Genomic DNA, 14,952 nt, shown 5'->3' on the forward strand with positions numbered 1-14,952 from the left:
CCGCTGCAGGAATCAGCAACGGGCCCGGGCGCTTCCGGAACGAGGGGGCTCAGACGAGGTCGTTGTCCTCGAGCCACTTCTTCGCGATGTCGGCCGACGACTGCTGCTCGACCGTGCTGAGCACGTTGAGCGACACGAGCTCCTCGGCGGTCAGCTTCGCGCTGATCGCGTTGAGCACCTCGGACACCTTGTCGGCGATGTCGCTCGCGACGATCGGCACGACGTTCGACGAGATGATGAGGTTCTTCGGGTCTTCGAGCGCGACGATGTCCTCGGTCTCGAACGCCGGGTCGGCGGTGTAGATGTCGGCCACCTGGATCTCGCCGGCGAGGAGCGACTCGAGCGTGGTCGGACCGGTGGCCGAGAACGCCAGGTCGACGCCGTAGACCTCCTTGGCGGCAGCCGGGTTGTACGGACGCTGCTCGAACTCCGGCGGGGCGCCGATCGTGACCTGCGAGGTCACGTTCTTGAGGTCTTCGATCGTCTTGAGGTTGTTCGCCTCGGCGAAGCTCTTGAGCACCGTGTAGGTGTCCTGGTCGGATGCCTCAGCGTAGTCGAGCGCGGTCAGGCCCTCGGGCAGCGTCTCGGTGAGGGCCGAGTAGACGTCTTCCGGCGAGGTGACGTCGACGTCGTCTTCGGAGAGGTACTCCAGCAGGCTGCCGGTGTACTCGGGGAAGACGTCGATCTCGCCGGACTCGACCTCGGGCATGTACGCGTCGCGCTGGCCGATGTTGAGCTTCTTCTCGACGGTGAACCCGGCGCCCTCGAGCGCCTGGGCGTAGATCTCGGCGATGATCTCGTTGGAGTAGTACCCCTGCGAGCCGACGACGATCGTCTCGGAGTCGCCCGACCCGGATCCGGCGTCGCTCGACGGCTCGTCGAGCGGGTTGCCGCCGCAGGCGGACAGGGCGAGTGTCGCCGCGGCCACCAGGCCGACGGCGAGGACGGAGCGCTTGCCTCGTGCTGTGAACATGGACTTCCTCTTCTTCTCTGGGACTTCTTCTTCTGGTGCTGTGAAAGCGGGACGGAGAGATCAGGCGGTGGATGCCGCCGGCGCGGGGGCCGGCGTGAGCGGACGGGTGCGGCGGCGAGCCGGGCGACCGGTGCGGAGCCCGCGCGGGACGGCGGCATGCTGCGCGGCGGCGAGCAGCAGGTCGACGAGCAGCGCGAGCACGGCGACGATGAGCGCGCCACCGAGGACCTGATCGAAGCGACGCAGCGGGATGCCCTGGATGATCGGCCAGCCGAGCCCGCCGAGATTGACGTAGGCGGCGATCGTGACGGTCGCGATGACCTGCAGCAGCGCCGAGCGGATGCCGCCGACGAGCAGGGGAAGACCGAGGGGCACCTCGACCTTCCAGAAGATCTGCCACTCGGTCATGCCCATGGCCCGCGCCGCATCGATCACGCGGCGGTCGATCGCCTCGAGGCCCGTGTAGGCACCGGCGAGGAGCGACGGGATCGCGAGCAGCACGAACGTCGTGATGGCAGCCTCCGGCACTCGGAGCACTCCGAGGAGGAGGACCAGGAGCACCATGAGACCGAACGCGGGAATGGCACGCGCGGCTCCCGACACCGCGACGGCGATCTCGCGGCCGCGGCCGGTGTGACCGATCAGCCAGCCGAGCGGCAGGGCGATGATCGCGGCGATCAGCACCGAGATCGCAGTGAGCGCGAGGTGCTCGCCGAGGAGCTTGGGCAGGGCGTAGTTCCCGGTCCACTGCGCCGGGGCGAGCATCCACGCGATGGCGTCCGCGAAGAGATTCATGCGGCTGCCCTCACGGGAACGGTGCGGCTCGCGGAGACGCGACTCGTCGCCGTCGTCCACGGCATCAGAGCGCGTCCGAGCAGCAGCAGGATCAGGTCGATCACGAGCGCGATGATCACGACCGCGACGACGCCGGCGAAGACCTCGGCGATGATGCGACGCTCGAGCCCGTTCGTGAACAGGTAGCCGAGGTTCGTCACGCCGATCAGGATGCCGACGGTGGCGAGCGAGATCGTGCTGACGGCGGCGACCCGCAGCCCCGCGAGGATCACGGGGCCCGCCAGCGGGAACTCGACCGCCCAGAAGCGGCGGAACGGCGCGAAGCCGGTGGCGGTGGCCGCCTGGCGGACGCCGTCGTCGACCGAGTCGAGGCCGTCGGCGACCGCGCGGACCAGGATCGCCACCGCGTAGATCGTCAGCGCGATCACGAGGTTGGTCTCGCTGATCGCGGAGTAGCCGAGCGTGGCAGGCAGCAGGATCAGCAGGGCCAGCGACGGGATCGTGTAGAGCAGACCCGTGAGCACGATGATCGGACCCCGCACGAGCCGGTACCGCCACGCGACCCAGCCGAGCGGGAGCGAGAGCACGAAGCCGAGCACGATCGGCACGATGCTCTGGCGCAGATGCACCAGCGTCAGCTCGAAGATCAGGCCGAGGTTGTCGGTGACCCAGTTCACGACAGTCCGTCCTGCCCGGCGGTCGTGGCGACGGCATCCGTCTCGGTCTCTGCCACGATCGCTCCCTGCGTGCGGCCCTCGGAGTCGACGACGACGGTGCCGTGCGGGGTCTCCTTGAGGTGCAGCGCGCGGCGTCCGCGGTCAGCGCCGATGAACGCGGCGACGAAGTCGTCGGCAGGATTCTCGATGATCTCGCTCGGGCTGCCCACCTGCACGATGCGCGCGCCCTTGTCGAGGATGACCACCTGGTCGCCGAGCAGGAACGCCTCGTCGATGTCGTGCGTGACGAAGACGACCGTCTTGTCGAGCTCGTGCTGCAGTCGCAGGGTCTCCTGCTGCAGGTCGGCGCGGACGATCGGGTCGACGGCGCCGAACGGCTCGTCCATCAGCAGGATGTTCGGGTCGGCGGCGAGCCCACGAGCCACTCCGACGCGCTGCTGCTGACCGCCGGACAGCTGGCTGGGGTAGCGCTCGGCGAGCGCCTGGTCGAGGCCGACGGTGTCGAGCAGGGCGCGGGCCCGCTTGTGCGCCTCGGGCTTCTTGACGCCGGTGAGACGGAGGACGGTCGCGACGTTGTCGATCACCGAGAAGTGCGGCATGAGGCCGGAGTTCTGCATGACGTAGCCGATGCGACGGCGCAGCTGCACGGGATCGCCGACGAGCACGTTCTCTCCGTCGATCTCGATGTCGCCGGAGGTCGGCTCGACCATGCGGTTGATCATGCGCAGCAGCGTGGTCTTGCCGCATCCCGACGATCCGACGAAGACGGTGGTCTTGCGTGACGGAAGCACGAGGTTGAAGTCGTTGACGGCCACGGTGCCGTCGGGAAACTGCTTGGTGACGTTGCGGAACTCGATCATGGGCTACTTTCCAGACGGTCGATCGACGAGGCGGGCATCGGCGCCTCGGCGCCGGCAGACGGTCGTCATTCGGAGATCTCGACCCGCGGATCGAAGGCGACGAACCCGGAGAAGTCCTTGCCGACGCGGTCGAAGGCCGACGGGTACGGGGTCGGGTACGACCACGCGTAGTCGGTGTGAAGCTGGTCTCCGGCCTGCACCGAGTAGTACTGGGCCGCGCCCTTCCACGGACACGTGTAGGGAGTGGGGCTCTCGACGAGCGCACCGGTCGCGATGGATGCCGGCGGGAAGTACCAGTTTCCCTCGATGCGGGCGAGATCGCTCTCGTCGGCCTCGGCGATCACGGTTCCTGCGAGTACAGCCTTCATGGTCCTGCCTCCTCAGATGTGGGTTCGAGCGTATAAGACGTGTGCGACATTCGGGTCGGGGTTGCGCGCAGAGCCGTCAATGTGAGAAACAATCCTGGATCTGTTCGGTGCCGAGACGACAGCGGATTGCGCGATCGCGCCGCATCCCGCCTGTCAGGCGGACTGGCGCCCGTAGCCCTCCAGCAGGCGGAGCCAGATCTCGCTGATCGTCGGGTACGCCGGCACCGCGTGCCAGAGCCTCTTGATCGGCACCTCTCCGACGATCGCGATCGTGGCGGCCTGCACGAGCTCGGCGACCTCGGGGCCGACGAACGTCGCACCGAGGATCACGTCGCGCGCGGTGTCGATCACGAGACGCGCCTGACCCTCGAAGCCGTCCTCGTAGACGCTCGCACCGGCGACCCAGCCGAGGTCGTAGTCGACGACCTCCACCTCGTGCCCCGCCTCGCGGGCCGCGGCTTCGGTGAGTCCGGCGGAGGCGACCTCGGGGAACGAGAACGTGACTTGGGGCACGGCGGCGTGATCGGCCGTGGCGACGTGCCGACCCCAGGGGGCGTCGTCGACCTCCTCGCCCTTGGCCCGCGCGGCGATGACGTCTCCGGCCGCCCGCGCCTGGTACTTGCCCTGATGCGTGAGGAGCACGCGGCCCGTCACGTCGCCCACCGCGTAGAGCCAATCGCTGCCGGGCACGCGCATCGTGTCATCCGTCTCGATCCAGCGTCCGGGCTCGAGCCCCACGGTCTCCAGACCGATGTCGCGGTTGTGCGCCGAGCGGCCGGTCGCCGCGAGCACCTCGCTCGCGATGATCTCCTCGCCGCCCTCCAGCGTGATGGTCACGCCGTCATCGCCGCGGCGGACGGAGGTCGTGCCGGTCGAGGTGCGCACGTCGACGCCCAGCTCCTTCAGTCCGGCCGCCACGCGCTCGCCCGCGAAGGGCTCCATCGTCGAGAGCAGGTCGCCCCGGGCGATCAGCGTCACGGTCGACCCGAGCGACGCGTAGACCGTGGCCATCTCGACCGCCACGACGCCGCCGCCGATGACCGCGAGGCTCTTCGGCAGCTCCTCGGCGCTCGTCGCCTCGCGACTGGTCCACGGACCGGCTTCGCGCAGCCCGTCGATCGGCGGGATTACGGCTTCCGACCCGGTGCTGATCGCGACCGCGTGACGGGCGCGCAGCACGCGCGTGCCCCCGTCGGCATCCGTCACGGTGACCTCGCGCTCACCGGTGAGGCGGCCGAAGCCGCGGGCGAGGTCGATACCGGCCGAGTCGAGCCACTTGACCTGGCCGTCGTCCGACCAGTTGCTGGTGAAGGAGTCGCGGCGGTCGAACACCGCACGCACGTCGAGGGTGCCGGTCACCGCCTGCGACGCTCCGCCCACGTGCTGCGCGGCACGCAGGGCCTGGGCCGGACGCAGCAGCGCCTTCGAGGGCATGCACGCCCAGTACGAGCACTCGCCTCCGACGAGCTCGCTCTCCACGATGATCGCGGTGAGTCCGCCCTGCACGGCGCGGTCCGCGACGTTCTCGCCCACGGCACCTCCGCCCAGGACGATCAGGTCGTACTCGTCGGTCTTCTCGGCAGCAGTCATGTCGCACCTCTCCGTCGCCCAGTCTCGCTCAAGAGCAACGTCGAGTCACGGGTGAGTTGTTCCCTGTCGAGCGCTCGGGCGAAGCGAGCCGGGCGCAGATGTCGGGAGATCGGACGGATGCCGGGGCGGACCGCGGCGTGCCGCCCGGCATCCGTGCATCCGCCCGACAGGTGCACCCGGACCCGCCGGCGTCAGGCCGCGACGGGCTCCCGGGGCGTGCGACGGGCGGGGAACGCCCGCGGATACGCCCGCTGCAGCGCGACGACGACCAGCGTGGCCGCCGCCACCTTGATGAGGTCTCCGGGCAGGAACGCCAGGCTCGACACGGCGGTGGGAACGAGGGGCACGCCGGTCACGAGTGCCTGCACCGGGATCCCGAAGGCGTAGACGACGAGGACGCCGCCGATCAGGGAGGCCGCAGCGGCCCGCCACCACGTCACGCGTCCCGTCCGCATCAGCAGGCCGATCACGACCACGCCCGCGATCCAGCCGAGGAGGTATCCGGCGCTGGGGCCGACGAACACCCCGAGGCCGCCGCGCCCACCGGCCAGCACCGGGAGACCGAGTGCGGCGAGCGCCAGGACGAGGACGACGGCGAGAGGCGCGACGCGCGGGCCGAGCACGAGCCCGGCGAGCATGACCCCGAGCGTCTGCGCGGTGATCGGCACGCCTCCGGGCAGCGGCACAATGACCGTGCCGAGCACGACGATCAGCGCGGAGAACACCGCGATGCGGCCGAGCACGGCGCTGGAGCCGGCGGGGCGGGAAGTCGACATGAATCCTCCTGAACACTGTTCACCTGAACGGTGTTCACTACAGTAGAGGCGTCGTCCACGTCCTGCAAACCCGTCCGAGGAGCGATCACGTCCATCACGCCCGCGCTTCGTCGCCTCGCCGCCGATGACCCCACCCGTTCCGCGATCGTCGACGAAGGCGACCGCCTGACGTACGGCGACCTGTACGCGGAGTCGCGGCGGATCTCGGCGGCCCTCGACCGCCTGCTTCCGGCGTCTGCGGTCGACTCGGAACCTCCGATCGTCGCCGTCTGCCTGCGCACGGCGTTCGACACCGCGCGGATGGTCGTGGCGGTGGAGGCGGGCGACCGCATCCTCACCGTCATCGACGCGCACTGGCCGGTCCCGCTGCAGACGCAGCAGCTCGCCACGACCCGGGCGAGCGCGATCGTCACGGACGCACCCGCCCTGCGGGTTGCGCTGCGTGCGGCGGAGTGGCCGGGACTCGTCCTCGGACTCGCCGACCTGGAGTGCGCAGACCTGGACCTCATCGAGCCGGTGCCGGCCGACCCGACGCCGATCGCCGAAGACGCGCCGTTCCTCCTGCTGACCTCATCGGGGACGACGGGAACGCCGAAGGTCTTCCTGAAGACGCGGGCCCAGTACGCGGCGAACATCGACGTCTCCCGCCGCCACCTGGGCACAGCGGACGACATCGCCACCTTCGCTCCCGGGCCGATGTCGTACAGCCTGACCCTCTACGCACTGTTCGAGGTTCTCGCCACCGGCGGGCGGCTGCATGTCGCCGACCGTCTGGACGACCTCTGGCTCACCTCCCGCGTGCACGATGAGGGCATCACCCGCCTGGTCACCGTTCCCGCGGCGCTGCACGCTCTCGCCGACGCCGCGACACGCGCCCCCGGACGCTACGACGGCATCGAGCTGATCGTCACCGGCGGCGCCGCACTCTCGGCGGACGCGCGAACCCGGATCACCGCGGCGCTCCCGCGCGCCCGCGCGATCGGCTACTTCGGCACCGGTGAGCTCGGTTTCATCGGCGACGATCGCGGAGGTGGAGAGATGATCCGTCTCTATCCGCAGGTGCAGGCGCAGGTGCGCGACGATCACGGCGCGGTGCTGCCACCCGGCGCGTTCGGCACTCTGTGGGTGCGCTCACGCTCGTGCTCGACCGGATACCTTCCCGGCACGACGACGACGTCGTTGACGGATGCCGACGGCTGGGCGAGTGTGCACGATCAGGGGCGGCTTCGGGATCGGGACTTCGCCTTCGTCGGAAGACGCGGCGACGTCGTCACCACGGGAGGACACACGGTCGCACTCGACGAAGTGGAGCGCGCGTTCGACGGCATGCCCGACCTCGGTGCAGCGTGCGCGATCGCCGAGGTCCGGTCTGCTCTCGGCGTGCGCATCGCGCTGGTCGTCGAAGGAGAGGGGCCGCCTCCGGCGGAGTTGCGCGCCTGGGCGAAGGGCCGGCTCGCACCGGCATCCGTTCCTCGTCGCTGGTACTCCCTGCCGGAGCTTCCGCGCACCTCGGGTGGCAAGATCCGCCGCGCCGCCGTCGCCGAGCTCATCGCCGTCGGGCAGGGTCGGGCATGAACCCGAAGAGGTCCGCGGTCGTGACGGGCGTCGGCGCCGTCACTCCCAGCGGCCTGACGGCCCCGGCCCTGTGGGCGTCCGTGCGGGCCGGACGCAGCGGGATCACGCGCCTTCCCCCGGAGCTCTCCGGCTCCGGGCCGGTGCAGGTCGGCGGAGTCATCCGCGGGTTCGCGGCTCCCGGAGACCTCCCGACCCCGCTCATCCGCCACCTCACTCCGATGCAGCAGTGGGCGATCGCCGCGGCCGATGAGGCGATGACCTCTGCGGGCGCGACGCAGGGCCCCGACCTGCCGTGGGGCCCGCACGCGGTGCAGGTGATCGTCGCGACGGGTTCGGGACCGGTCGACGCTGTCCTGCACGCGGATGCGGCTCTGCGTCGACGCGGTCCCCGCGCGGTGCCGCCGGGCCTCTCCGTCTTCGGAACAGCGGATGCCGTCGCCGGCGTGCTGAGCCGACGATACGGACTCCTCGGCCAGACTCACGCGGTCGCCGCGGCCTGCGCGAGCGGTGCCGTCGCGATCGGAGAGGGCATGCGGCGCATCCGCCACGGATATGCGGACGCCGTGCTGGTCGTCGGGGTGGACGACTGCCTCGGTCCGCTGCACCTCGCGGCACACGCGAACCTCCGGTCCGTGGTCACCGGCTTCGCCGACGACCCGGCAGCGGCCTCCCGCCCGTTCGACCGCGCACGCCGCGGCTTCGTCATGTCGCAGGGCGCGGCCGCGGTGCTGCTCGAGGCCGGCGACCTCGCGGAGGAGCGCGCTGCGCGGCCTGTCGCGACCGTGGCCGGGTTCGGCGCGACCGGCGACGCGCACCACGCCACCGCGCCGGACCCTGCGGCGGTCGGTGCGACCAGGGCGATCGAGGACTGCCTCACGGATGCCGGTGTCGCCGCATCCGAGATCGATCACGTGAACACGCACGGCACGGGCACGGTGCTCGGCGACGACGCCGAGCTCGTCGCGCTCCGGCGGGCGCTCGGTCGACGCGCAGCGGCCGTCCCCCTCACGGCCACCAAGTCCACCACCGGACACCTGCTCGGCGCGGCCGGCGTCGTCGAGGCCGTCATCGCCGCGATGACCCTGCGCGATCAGTCCCTGCCGCCGACCATCAACCTGAGCGATCCCGCCGACGGCTGGGACTTCGTCCGCGACACCGAGCGATCGCATCCGGTCCGCACGATCCTGTCGACCTCGTTCGGCTTCGGCGGTCACAACGCGGCTCTGCTGCTCGCCGGCCCTGACTGAGCCCGCGCCGCGGAAGAACCGGCACGCTACGGCACCAGCACGACCTTCCCCCGCTGCCGGCGCTGCTCGATGGCGTCGTGCGCCGCCGCGGCATCCTCGAGTCGGTACTCGTCGACGGGCGGAACGGTACGGCCTTCCGCCACCGCGGCGAGCGCTCGGGTCTCGAGCAGCCGCAGGTCCGGCAGGGCTCGTCCGAGCGGAACGGTGACGGTGAGGGAGCGCTCGACGATGTCTCCGGAGTCGAGGCGAAGGACCTCGCCGCTCGACCAGCCGATGATCACGACACGGGCCCCGCGGCCGAGTGTCTCGAGCACTGCTCGACCCGTCGCGCCGCCGACGCCGTCCAGCAGGACCGAGGGCTGTCGCTCGCCGAGGAGCTCGGCCATCCGAGCCGGCCACGACTCGTCGGTCGCGTCCAACGGCACGAGCCTGCCGCCGGCGAGCTTCTCGCCGCGCGCGAGCTGCTCGACCACGGCGCGCTTCGACTCGCCGCCGTGAAGTGCGACGACCGTGGCCCCGGCCGACAGGGCGAGCTGCGCGAGCTGGCTTCCGAGACCGCCCGATGCCCCGGGGATGACGACGACGTCTTCCGGCCGGATCTGCGCGGAATCCAGCACGAGCTGAGCCGTGCGTCCGGTGCCGATCGTGGCGACGGCCTGCGGGAAGGTCACCCCATCGGGGACGCGGTGCAGGGCCTCGACCGGCGCCAGTGCGTATTCGGCGTAGCCGCCGCTGCGGAAGCCCACGTGGGCGACGACCCGCGATCCGGCGATGGCCGCGTCGACGCCCGGCCCCACGGCATCGACGACACCGGCCACCTCACGCCCGGGCGTCATCGGGAGCACAGGTCTCGGCATCGACGGCGGACCGGCATCCTGTCGGATGGCGGTGTCGACCGCATGCACACCGGCCGCGGCGACAGCGACGCGCACCTCCCCCTCGCCGGGCTCGGGCAACGGCACCTCTTCGACCTGCAGCACCTCGCTGGCCCCGAACTCGCGCTGCACGACCGCCCGCATGCTCCGCGCGCCGGACGAGCCGACCGTCACAGCATCCGCACTCATGCGCCGACCTCCTCGCCGGTCGCGACGCCCTCGGCATCCGCCCGCATCCGGGGCGCCAGCACCGCCGCAGCGACCGCCACGACGGCTGCGAGGGCGAACACCGCGGTGAACGGATCCGCGACCGCAGCCATCGACGTGAACAGGATCCCGGTGACGGCCAACGCCAGCGCGCTGCCGAACGAGTCGGCGACGGTCATCGCGCCGCTGTTGAAGCCCTGGTTATCGGGGGTCGACATCGACAGCGTCAATGCGCTGGTGCGGGGGCTCATCAGCCCCATCCCCACTCCCGCGACGACCCAGGCGACCGCGACGATCGCGGCGTCCCAGACGAGCCCGGCGGTGGCGACGGTCAGCGCGATGCCGATGAGGACGAGGATCGTGCCGACCCGCACCGCCGTGATGCTCGACAGGCGCGTGCCCATCCGCCCCTGCACGGTCGCGGCGGCCGACCACGCGAGCGCACCGCCGGTCAGGGAGAGCCCGGCGAGCGTCGGCGTGAGGTCGTAGCGATCGGTGAGCAGGTACGGCAGATAGACCTGCGCACCGAAGAAGGCAGCAGCGGCGAGGCCGCGGACGAGGATGACGGAGGGCAGCCCTCGACCAGCACGGAGCGTGCCGCGGGGCACGAGCGGGCGCACCGCGATGAGCGCGATCACGATCGCGACGCCGGCGAGCACCGGGCCGAACCCGGGGATGTCACCGACCAGGTTCAGCGCGAGCACCGCGACGGCCGCCAGCACCGACCAGCCGAGCCGCCTGAAGGCCCACGGTGTCGCCGCATCACCGTCGTTCGCGAGTCCGCGCAGCGCCGGGATCACCATGAGCAGGGCGACGAGCACCAGGATGACCACGCCGAGGAAGACCCAATGCCAGCTCCAGAGCTCGGTCACGGCCCCCGCGACCGTCGGGCCGATGAGCGAGGGGATGACCCAGGCCGCGGCGAACCCGGCGAAGACGGCCGGATGCAGTGCCTGCGGGTAGACGCGAGCGACGACGACGTACAGGGCCACCATCAGCCCTCCGCTGCCCAGCCCCTGGGCGAAGCGCCCGGCGACGAGGATCTCCATGCTCGGCGCGAGGCCCGCGATGAGCAGCCCCACGACGAACATGGCGACCGACGTGTACAGCGGCGCGACAGGGCCGCGGCGATCCGACCAGTTTCCCGCGATCACCATGCCGATCACGCTGGTGGCCAGGGGCCCGGCGAAGGCGAGCGCGTACAGCCGCTCGCCGTCGAGGTCGGCGCTGACCGTCGGCATCACCGTCGTCACGGCCAGCGATTCGAAAGCCCCGAGGAACACGAGGGCGCACGCGCCGATCGTGATCCAGAGGTACTCGCTGCTCATGATGCGCGGCGGGGCGGGGTTCGGCTTCGCCGGCGCTCCTGTTTCGGTAGTCATGAGACCTGACGATAAGACCTCAACAAAGGTTGAGGTCAAGGCCCGCGATCAGCGCACGGGCAGGAAGTGCGTCGGCGCCGGCACCTGCGCCTCATGACGGATGCCGCGCACCGCGCCCGTGCGCTCGTCGAGGTCGAGCAGCGTGACCGTGTCGGAGCGCTGCCCCGCGACGAGCATCTTGCCCTCGTGCACGAAGTGGTGACGCGGCCAGTCGACACCGGAATCGGCGAGCGCGACCGACTCGAGGGTGTCGCCACCGCCGCGCACCCGCAGGGTCGCGATCGTGTTGCTGCCCCGGAGCGCGGTGTACAGGAACTGCCCGTCGCGCGAGCGCGCGAGCTCGGCCGGGAAGTCGGCGCCGATCTCGGCGATCGGGCTCGACAGGGTCGACGACACGACGCGCCAGGTGCCGTCGACACCCGCGGCGAGGGTGAACACCTCGCACGAGTACTCGGTCACGACATGCAGGTGCCCGCTGGGGTGCACCACCATGTGGCGAGGTCCGGTGCCGAGCGGGAGCACCACCTCGTGGTCAAGGATCAACCCGTTCGCACTCTGCTTCCAGATCCGCACCAGGTCGAACCCGAGGTCGGTGGTGGCGATGCGTCCGTCGGGCAGGAAAGCCGCGGCGTGCGCGTGCGAGACCCGGTCGGCGCCGGCCGCATGCGGGTCGGATGCGGCGATGCCGTCGCCCGGCGGGGTCGCCGCCGGTGCGTCCGGGTCGTCGTCTCCGAACAGGGCCGCGCGGAGCGCCGCCGCGGCATCCGCCTTTCCGTGCGCCGGAACGAGGCGGCCGGCCGCATCCAGGCCGATCCGCACCACGCGTCCGTCGCCGTAACAGCTCGCGATGAGCGAGGATCCGTTCGGGGCGACGGCCAGGTGGCAGACGCTCTCGCCGACGGCGACGGGGTCGCCGAGCGGCGACAGCGCCGCCTCACCGGTACGCGCGAAGGCCTGCACCAGGGCATCCGCCTCGAGCGCCGCGTAGACGACGTCGAGGGTCGGATGCTGCGCCAGCCACGACGGCGAGAGCGTCTCTGTGACGGCGCCGCGATAGGCGAGCGTCGTGGCCTCGCGGCCCTCGTCGCCCGCGAGCAGGCCGATGCCGTCGGCCGAGCCTTCCATCGCGGGACCGTAGCCGCCCAGCCAGAACCGTGTCATGCGGTCGCTCCCCGAGTTCAGTCGAGCAGATCGTGGCGCACGATGACCTGGTCGCGCTCGGGGCCGACCCCGATCACAGAGATGCGCGTGTTGCTCATCCTCTCCAGCGCCAGCACGTAGTCCTGCGCGTTCTGCGGCAGATCCTCGAAGGTGCGCGCGGTCGAGATGTCCTCGCTCCATCCGGGGAAGTACTCGAGGATCGGCTTCGCGTGGTGGAAGTCGGTCTGGTTCACCGGCACCTCGTCGAAGTGCACGCCGTCGACGTCGTAGGCGACGCAGACCGGGATCTGCTCGAGACCGGTGAGGATGTCGAGCTTCGTCAGCACGAGGTCGGTGATGCCGTTGATGCGCGTGGCGTAGCGGGTGATCGGCGCGTCGTACCATCCCACCCGGCGCGGGCGGCCGGTGGTGGTGCCGAACTCGAAGCCCTGCTTGCGCAGCCACTCGCCCTGCTCGTCGAACAGCTCGGTCGGGAACGGACCCGAGCCGACCCGGGTCGTGTAGGCCTTGACGATGCCGACGATGCGGTCGAGCGCGCCCGGTCCGACGCCGGAGCCGGTCGCGGCGCCGCCCGCGGTCGCCGACGACGACGTCACGAACGGGTAGGTCCCGTGGTCGATGTCGAGCATCGTGGCCTGGCCGCCCTCGAAGACGACGACCTCGCCGCGGCCGAGTGCCTCGGCGATCAGGTAGCCGGTGTCGGCGACCATCGGGCGCAGACGGTCGGCGTACGACAGCAGGTCTTCGACGACCTCGTCGGCGGTGATCGCGCGACGGTTGAAGATCTTCACCAGCAGGTGGTTCTTCTGGTCGAGGGCGCCCTCGACCTTCTGACGCAGGATGTTCTCGTCGAAGATGTCCTGCACGCGGATGCCGACGCGGTTGATCTTGTCGGCGTAGGCCGGGCCGATGCCGCGGCCGGTGGTGCCGATCATGCGCTTGCCGAGGAAGCGCTCGGTGACCTTGTCGAGCGTGCGGTGGTACTGCGTGATGATGTGCGCGTTCGCGCTGACCCGCAGACGCGAGATGTCGATGCCGCGGGCGGCGAGCGCCTCGAGCTCGAAGAACAGCACCTCGAGGTCGACGACGACCCCGTTGCCGATCACCGGGTTGACACCGGGAGAGAGGATGCCGGACGGCAGCAGGTGCAGCGCGTACTTCTCGTCGCCGACGACGACGGTGTGCCCGGCGTTGTTGCCGCCGTTGAACTTCACCACCCAGTCGGTGCGCTCACCGAGAAGATCGGTGGCTTTGCCTTTCCCTTCGTCGCCCCACTGCACGCCGACGATCACGATTCCTGGCATGGGTGTCCCCCCTGCTTTCGCCGGGTTTGCACCGGCCGATGAGCTGGCCCTCTTCGGGCGTTCCCATCCTATCGGGAGGGGGTTTCGAGGCTGTTTCGGGCGTTCTCATGGCCGAGGGCTGAGCGGACGGCCGCGACGGTGGCGGGAAAGCGACGGATGCTGTCGGTCCGGCCGATCGACGGATGTCGGGGGCCACTGCCAGGATCGGGGGATGCCACATGCAGCATCCGACGACCTCGGCGTTCGCGCGAGCGCCGGCGCACCCAGGAAGCAGGGTCCGCTCGTCCTCCTCGCGGCCCTCGTGACCGTCGTGCTCTGGGCCTCCGCGTTCATCGGCATCCGGGGCGCCGGCCCGCACTACGACCCGGGAGCCCTGGCTCTGCTGCGGATGGCCGTGGGAACGGTGGTGCTGACGATCATCGCCGTGCGCCACGGCATCCGTCTCCCGGAGCGCCGCCACTGGTGGTTGATCGCGGTCTGGGGCGTCGGCTGGTTCTGCGTCTACAACCTGGCGCTGAACGCCGCCGAACGCACCCTCGATGCCGGCACCGCCGCGATGGTGGTGAACCTCGCGCCGCTCATGGTCGTCGTCTTCAGCGGACTGTTCCTGCGCGAGGGCTTCCCGAAGCCCCTCGTGATCGGGGCCCCGATCGCCTTCCTCGGCGTCGTGCTGATCGGCATGAACTCGTCCACGAGCGAAGGACCCGACATCACCGGGCTGCTGCTCGCCCTCCTGGCCGCGGTGATGTACGCCGGATGCACGCTCCTGCAGAAGCGCCTCCTCACCGCTGGGACCGACGCGACGACGCTGACCTGGCTCGGCGCCGCGGCCGGGACGATCGCGCTGCTCCCGTGGACGGGCAGCCTCATCGGCGCCCTGCAGACCGCGCCGCTCGATGCGACGCTGTGGGTCGTCTACCTCGGCATCTTCCCCACGGCGATCGCCTTCACCACCTGGGCCTACGTGCTGCAGCGCAGCACCGCGGGACAGACGTCGGCGACCACCTATGTCGTGCCGGCGATCGCGATCCTCATGTCGTGGGCGATCCTCGGCGAGGTGCCGACGCCGCTGATGTTCCTCGGTGGAGCGCTGTGCCTCCTCGGTGTGCTCGTCACGCGCATGCGCTGGGGGCGCCGCGACCGATAGCGCCTCCGACGCGGC

The 14,952-nt window shown here is 70.8% G+C and carries 14 protein-coding genes; 3 read left to right on the forward strand and 11 right to left on the reverse strand.

The features are described 5' to 3' along the window. Positions 1-49 precede the first annotated feature (49 nt). The 7 genes from LBN7_RS09020 to LBN7_RS09050 all read right to left on the reverse strand — a co-directional run bounded on the left by LBN7_RS09020 (position 50) and on the right by LBN7_RS09050 (position 6,039). Positions 50-973, reverse strand: coding sequence for an ABC transporter substrate-binding protein (locus LBN7_RS09020; RefSeq protein ID WP_341946844.1), 924 nt, complete (start codon positions 971-973; stop codon positions 50-52). A 60-nt stretch (positions 974-1,033) separates the two neighbouring features. Further along, positions 1,034-1,768: an ABC transporter permease gene (locus tag LBN7_RS09025; RefSeq protein ID WP_116636306.1), complete on the reverse strand. Its 735-nt coding sequence runs from the start codon at positions 1,766-1,768 to the stop codon at positions 1,034-1,036. Beyond that, a complete protein-coding gene (locus LBN7_RS09030) occupies positions 1,765-2,445 on the reverse strand; it encodes an ABC transporter permease (protein ID WP_407361597.1) in 681 nt (226 codons plus the stop codon). Before LBN7_RS09030 ends, LBN7_RS09025 begins: the two co-directional genes overlap by 4 nt. After that, complete coding sequence (locus LBN7_RS09035) at positions 2,442-3,305, reverse strand: ATP-binding cassette domain-containing protein (RefSeq protein WP_341946846.1); 864 nt, start codon at positions 3,303-3,305, stop codon at positions 2,442-2,444. The genes LBN7_RS09030 and LBN7_RS09035 overlap by 4 nt, the downstream gene beginning before the upstream one ends. A 65-nt stretch (positions 3,306-3,370) precedes the next feature. Beyond that, positions 3,371-3,673, reverse strand: coding sequence for a DUF427 domain-containing protein (locus tag LBN7_RS09040; RefSeq protein WP_116636259.1), 303 nt, complete (start codon positions 3,671-3,673; stop codon positions 3,371-3,373). A gap of 153 nt (positions 3,674-3,826) precedes the next feature. Continuing rightward, the gene (locus tag LBN7_RS09045) at positions 3,827-5,263 is read right to left on the reverse strand and encodes a dihydrolipoyl dehydrogenase family protein (protein ID WP_407361598.1); all 1,437 of its coding nucleotides are present in this window, start codon (positions 5,261-5,263) and stop codon (positions 3,827-3,829) included. Positions 5,264-5,454: 191 nt separating this feature from the next. Further along, positions 5,455-6,039 carry a biotin transporter BioY gene (locus LBN7_RS09050; RefSeq protein ID WP_407361599.1) on the reverse strand — a complete coding sequence of 195 codons (585 nt, stop codon included), beginning with the start codon at positions 6,037-6,039 and terminating at the stop codon, positions 5,455-5,457. A gap of 30 nt (positions 6,040-6,069) precedes the next feature. Between LBN7_RS09050 and LBN7_RS09055 the strand changes: the two genes are divergently transcribed. After that, positions 6,070-7,614, forward strand: coding sequence for a class I adenylate-forming enzyme family protein (locus LBN7_RS09055; protein WP_407361600.1), 1,545 nt, complete (start codon positions 6,070-6,072; stop codon positions 7,612-7,614). Further along, positions 7,611-8,861, forward strand: coding sequence for a beta-ketoacyl-[acyl-carrier-protein] synthase family protein (locus LBN7_RS09060; protein WP_407361601.1), 1,251 nt, complete (start codon positions 7,611-7,613; stop codon positions 8,859-8,861). Before LBN7_RS09055 ends, LBN7_RS09060 begins: the two co-directional genes overlap by 4 nt. A 26-nt stretch (positions 8,862-8,887) precedes the next feature. Here the strand turns inward: LBN7_RS09060 and LBN7_RS09065 are convergent, their stop codons facing one another. Genes LBN7_RS09065 through LBN7_RS09080 form a run of 4 tightly spaced genes read right to left on the reverse strand, consistent with a single transcriptional unit; the run spans position 8,888 to position 13,790 of the window. Beyond that, positions 8,888-9,925, reverse strand: a complete 1,038-nt coding sequence (locus LBN7_RS09065; protein WP_407361602.1) for an alcohol dehydrogenase catalytic domain-containing protein — start codon at positions 9,923-9,925, stop codon at positions 8,888-8,890. Beyond that, positions 9,922-11,325: an MFS transporter gene (locus tag LBN7_RS09070; RefSeq protein ID WP_407361603.1), complete on the reverse strand. Its 1,404-nt coding sequence runs from the start codon at positions 11,323-11,325 to the stop codon at positions 9,922-9,924. Before LBN7_RS09070 ends, LBN7_RS09065 begins: the two co-directional genes overlap by 4 nt. Positions 11,326-11,373: 48 nt before the next feature. Beyond that, the gene (locus LBN7_RS09075; RefSeq protein WP_407361604.1) at positions 11,374-12,486 is read right to left on the reverse strand and encodes a lactonase family protein; all 1,113 of its coding nucleotides are present in this window, start codon (positions 12,484-12,486) and stop codon (positions 11,374-11,376) included. Positions 12,487-12,503: 17 nt separating this feature from the next. Beyond that, the gene (locus LBN7_RS09080; RefSeq protein WP_116636281.1) at positions 12,504-13,790 is read right to left on the reverse strand and encodes an adenylosuccinate synthase; all 1,287 of its coding nucleotides are present in this window, start codon (positions 13,788-13,790) and stop codon (positions 12,504-12,506) included. Between the two features lie 211 nt (positions 13,791-14,001). Here LBN7_RS09080 and LBN7_RS09085 point away from each other — a divergent pair, with 211 nt between their 5' ends. Further along, positions 14,002-14,937, forward strand: coding sequence for a DMT family transporter (locus LBN7_RS09085; protein ID WP_341946860.1), 936 nt, complete (start codon positions 14,002-14,004; stop codon positions 14,935-14,937). The last annotated feature ends 15 nt before the right edge of the window (positions 14,938-14,952 follow it).

It is taken from the genome of Microbacterium sp. LBN7, assembly GCF_045690345.1.
GTDB lineage: Bacteria > Actinomycetota > Actinomycetes > Actinomycetales > Microbacteriaceae > Microbacterium.

Excerpts from the sequence above, each read along its gene's own strand:
- LBN7_RS09065 (WP_407361602.1), bottom strand. The coding sequence starts at position 9,925 with ATGAGTGCGGATGCTGTGACGGTCGGCTCGTCCGGCGCGCGGAGCATG.
- LBN7_RS09070 (WP_407361603.1), bottom strand. The coding sequence starts at position 11,325 with ATGACTACCGAAACAGGAGCGCCGGCGAAGCCGAACCCCGCCCCGCCG.
- LBN7_RS09075 (WP_407361604.1), bottom strand. The coding sequence starts at position 12,486 with ATGACACGGTTCTGGCTGGGCGGCTACGGTCCCGCGATGGAAGGCTCG.
- LBN7_RS09045 (WP_407361598.1), bottom strand. The coding sequence starts at position 5,263 with ATGACTGCTGCCGAGAAGACCGACGAGTACGACCTGATCGTCCTGGGC.
- LBN7_RS09025 (WP_116636306.1), bottom strand. The coding sequence starts at position 1,768 with ATGAATCTCTTCGCGGACGCCATCGCGTGGATGCTCGCCCCGGCGCAG.
- LBN7_RS09035 (WP_341946846.1), bottom strand. The coding sequence starts at position 3,305 with ATGATCGAGTTCCGCAACGTCACCAAGCAGTTTCCCGACGGCACCGTG.
- LBN7_RS09050 (WP_407361599.1), bottom strand. The coding sequence starts at position 6,039 with ATGTCGACTTCCCGCCCCGCCGGCTCCAGCGCCGTGCTCGGCCGCATC.
- LBN7_RS09085 (WP_341946860.1), top strand. The coding sequence starts at position 14,002 with ATGCCACATGCAGCATCCGACGACCTCGGCGTTCGCGCGAGCGCCGGC.
- LBN7_RS09060 (WP_407361601.1), top strand. The coding sequence starts at position 7,611 with ATGAACCCGAAGAGGTCCGCGGTCGTGACGGGCGTCGGCGCCGTCACT.
- LBN7_RS09080 (WP_116636281.1), bottom strand. The coding sequence starts at position 13,790 with ATGCCAGGAATCGTGATCGTCGGCGTGCAGTGGGGCGACGAAGGGAAA.
- LBN7_RS09040 (WP_116636259.1), bottom strand. The coding sequence starts at position 3,673 with ATGAAGGCTGTACTCGCAGGAACCGTGATCGCCGAGGCCGACGAGAGC.
- LBN7_RS09020 (WP_341946844.1), bottom strand. The coding sequence starts at position 973 with ATGTTCACAGCACGAGGCAAGCGCTCCGTCCTCGCCGTCGGCCTGGTG.